This window comes from Leeuwenhoekiella nanhaiensis, assembly GCF_002744755.1.
GTDB lineage: Bacteria > Bacteroidota > Bacteroidia > Flavobacteriales > Flavobacteriaceae > Leeuwenhoekiella > Leeuwenhoekiella nanhaiensis.
In genome coordinates this window covers 1-2,364 of the sequence record NZ_KZ319323.1, presented here as the reverse complement: position 1 = coordinate 2,364, position 2,364 = coordinate 1, and the positions used below count along the sequence as shown (strand labels likewise).

General features: G+C 37.3%; 3 protein-coding genes. 1 reads left to right on the top strand and 2 read right to left on the bottom strand.

The genetic code is table 11. The features are described from left to right. Positions 1 to 349 precede the first annotated feature (349 nt). Together CJ305_RS19190 and CJ305_RS19185 are read right to left on the bottom strand one after the other, a co-directional pair. Positions 350 to 859 carry a transposase gene (locus CJ305_RS19190; protein WP_143469426.1) on the bottom strand — a complete coding sequence of 170 codons (510 nt, stop codon included), beginning with the start codon at positions 857 to 859 and terminating at the stop codon, positions 350 to 352. 30 nt (positions 860 to 889) lie between these two features. After that, entirely contained in the window at positions 890 to 1,405 is a 516-nt protein-coding gene (locus CJ305_RS19185) for an IS110 family transposase (RefSeq protein WP_099647832.1), read from the bottom strand. 204 nt (positions 1,406 to 1,609) lie between these two features. Between CJ305_RS19185 and CJ305_RS19180 the strand changes: the two genes are divergently transcribed. Then, complete coding sequence (locus tag CJ305_RS19180; protein ID WP_099647831.1) at positions 1,610 to 1,948, top strand: hypothetical protein; 339 nt, start codon at positions 1,610 to 1,612, stop codon at positions 1,946 to 1,948. Positions 1,949 to 2,364: the final 416 nt, after the last annotated feature.

Here is a 2,364-nt window from a genome sequence, read left to right as displayed (position 1 = left end):
TCCTGAAGCTACCTTTAGGTTTAGTTCAACAATGGCTCCTATGAAAAGCCCTAGTCCATTTCTTTAAAGTTACTATTTAAATTTTAATTACTTCATAATGTTGATTTTGGGGTGTTGAATAGTTGATAATTCCGATAGGATTATCAATCATTCAATACCTATATAACTTGCTCGGCATCCTATATGTGATACGCGCATCTTGGCGGTTCACCAGCATCTTTATGATTATAAGCTATAATAAATCTGGTCACTTGCTAACCGATGTGATTCCCGATACCTATCGGGATCACCTACATTGTTTTGTGATCCAAATTTTGCTACTTCTATGTTGAGCTTTGTTATTTGTTTTTTATTCTATAATCCCTATCTCGTAGGGGATTCCTGTTTTTATTACAGCTAAGGTGCGGCTCAATAATTTACGAGCTACCTTAACGATTATTGATTTTACGTTCTTACCTTGATGTTTGCGATAATACTCTTGTATTACCGGGTCTGTTCTGATCGCTTGCCAAGAAGCCTCGATAAAATAACTGCGTATAAAGCGGTTTGCTCGCATACTTACTCCGGTATGTCTTATCGTATCCCCACTTTGATAAATACCAGGGGCCAGACCTACATAACCAGCCAAGTGCTTTATGCTGTTAAATCGACGTAAATCTCCAAGCTCACTAAGTATACCACTAGCAACAATGGGGCCGATGCCCGGAATACTACGTAAAAGTAAATAGTCCCGCTTAAAATGAGTTTTGGTGTATTTCCTAAGCAATGTAGATACATCCCGAAACTCCTGATCTATAAACCGAAAACTACGCATACGACTGCGTAAAACTTCTGTACCCGTATCATATTCAAACTTCAAGTCATCTAACCAATACCTGAAGTTATGGCTTCAGTGATCATTGTCGTACTCCGGTGGTATTTCTATACCATAATACAGCAACTGCATTTTGATATAACTCTTGATCTGGCGCATGTCTTTGACCAGGTCATTACGACGTCGAAACAAGCTACGCAACTGCTCTCGACATTTGTCGGGTACACAAATGCTTGTTAACCTGCCATCTTTGAGTTCACGAGCTATCAACTGCGCATCAATACGATCAGTCTTAGTCAGGCGCTCCTTGCCTCTTCTAAAAATATCTGCTGGATTTACTACCAAAGACTTCCAACCATAACTCTCAAAACACCGGTGTGGACGGTAACCGCAACATCCAGCCTCGTAGGCCGTGGTTACTTCGTAATCGCTATAATGCTTAATGACATACTCTTTCAAAACTTCAGGCCTCGGAGACATACTAAAGGTCTTACCAGAAAACAAATCGGTCGCGCAATGAATCTTCCAGCTACGCTTGTGGATATCAATACCAATGAATAACTTAGATGATGCAGTTTGTTGAGTTTCCATATCTTATGATTTTTGTGAATCTTAAAGATACTTGACAAGCTGCTTTTACATAGATGCTAACCCGCAATTACGGCGTCCGGAGGCTTCGGGAGACTACGTCCGNAATTGCTAAAGTCTGTGCCAAACCGAAAATTAACGCATATTAACCCGTAACTGACGGTTATACGAGACCGTTGTGACAACATTTACTGTATTTAATAAGAAATGGTTGATTTAGAAAAATATTACGGCGAATTAAACGCGTTTAAATTAATTGAGATTATTGAATCTTTAAAGGACTATAAACCCGAGGTTATTGAGTTTTGCAAAAAAAGAGTTTCTGAAATGAATTTACCCAGAGAAACCCTTAAGGATTATGCAACTACAATTACTAAAAAAAGATTTCACGAATACTTCACAAAAGGTAAATATCTGTCAAACAGCCCGATAATAACTGACAGTTTCTTTCTTAATCAAAAAGAAGTTAAGAATTGTTTCAATAAAACTAAATCTGAATATATTCAAACCCTAAACAGAATGACACAAAATTTACCTGATGGCTAATAAGAAAAACGTTGCACAACATAAGCTAAAGCAAATGCGGGTTGACTGCTTTAAGATTAAGATATTAGAACGAGCAAAATTTATAATTGACGGACAATAAAGCGGATTCAAAATCCCCGCACTTGCCATAGCCAAACCGTTGCCCACAATATGAAAATCAAAAACCTTAAATACTTATAAGTCGAATTTTATTCTTGTTGGGCTACCGATTTTTCACTTTCCCGAACTTTGAAAAAATAAGAAACGAGCTGATAGAAAAGTCTACTGACTTTTAAAATGGAGCCGACGAAAATAAACTGACTTACAACACAGACGTTTTAAGAGAAAAAACAAACGGAATTGAATTCACGAAAGCCGAATTAAATTCAGCTATAATTTTTGGTAATTGACACTATCCTATTAACTGTGTAAGTTAA